Origin of the sequence: Pyxidicoccus caerfyrddinensis, assembly GCF_010894405.1 — a bacterium.
Classification (GTDB): Bacteria; Myxococcota; Myxococcia; order Myxococcales; family Myxococcaceae; genus Myxococcus; species Myxococcus caerfyrddinensis.
Window position 1 is genome coordinate 1 of sequence record NZ_JAAIYA010000100.1, and the last position, 1,223, is coordinate 1,223.

A 1,223-nucleotide genomic window follows, 5' to 3' on the forward strand; every position below is an offset into this window, starting at 1 on the left:
CTAAACGACCGATCACGATTCTCGAACGGTCTCATGCTGCGCGTCGAGCGGGGCCGGCGCGCAGCAGCGGGCTCGCGGTCTGCTGCGCGTTGCGAGCTTCCAGGTAGGCATCCACCTCGGCCATGAGCGCCGGCATCTTCTTGCACCGGTGGTTGCGAGTGACGTTGGCGTGCACGTCCCACCAGACCCGCTCGATGCGGTTGCCCTCGGGACAGTACGGCGGCAGGAAGTGCAGCACCACCCGCTCGCCCATCTCGGCCAGTGCCTTCTTCGTCTTCTTGCTGGAGTGCGTCGCCGCGTTGTCCAGAATGAAGTGCAGGCGCTTCGCCGTGGGGTAGGCCTCGCTCGCCGCGCGCACCAGCTCGATGAAGAGGGCGCTCGTCTTCCGCTCCCCCTTCACCCACGTCAGCTCGCCCGTGCGCGAGTTCAACGCGCCGGCCACGTAGCGCTTCTGGTTGTTGCCCGGAGTGACAACCTCCCGCCGCTCTCCGGGCAGCATCCAATCGGGCCCCACCTTGGGGTTGAGGTGCACGTCCATCTCGTCCTCGTAGAAGACGGGCTCGTCGGGCCGGGCGTAGGCCGCCCGGCACTTCAGCTGCCACAACCGCTGCTGCCGCTGGCGCTCGGGCCAGGGGCAGCGCACCACGGGGCGAGGCCGCTTCAGCCGCGCGCCCACCGAGGCCAGGGCTCGTCCCATGGTCGCGGGCGAGACGCGCACGCGGCCTCGCCTCTCCACCTCGCGCGCCAGCAACTCGCGTGTCCACGTGGTGCGCCGCCAGCCGGACTGCTGGGGCGTACCCTTCAGCACCCGGCAAAGCGTTGCTCGGAAGCGCTCGTCCACCTTGCGCTGTCCATTGCGAGCGCGCCGGTCCACCAGCCCTTCACGTCCGCTCTCCAGGTAGCGCTGGACGGCGGCCACGACGGTGGAGGTGGCGCACAGCAACTCCCGCGCGGCCTGCGCTCGCGACTGGCCACCGGCAACCTTCGCCACCGCCAGGCACCGTCGCAGGGTGAGCGGGCAGCCGGTCCTCTCACCCCAGCGAATCAGCCGCCTGCGGTCACGACTGCGCAGGCGCAGTTGTTTCCCTCCCTGAGGCAGGGCTCGCTTCTTCTTCTGGTTCTTGCGCACACAAGGCCGAACGGAGCGGGTTCCTGCCGCTTCCCCGCTCGTCCTGCGCCTGCCTGCCCTCCGGGCCGATCGAGAATCACGCCCCGTCGTTTAG

At 69.6% G+C, this 1,223-nt stretch carries 1 protein-coding gene; it reads right to left on the bottom strand.

The genetic code is table 11. The annotated features are described in order from the left end of the window. Positions 1 to 31 precede the first annotated feature (31 nt). Positions 32 to 1,129: an IS630 family transposase gene (locus tag G4D86_RS51660; RefSeq protein WP_420821904.1), complete on the bottom strand. Its 1,098-nt coding sequence runs from the start codon at positions 1,127 to 1,129 to the stop codon at positions 32 to 34. Positions 1,130 to 1,223 lie beyond the last annotated feature (94 nt).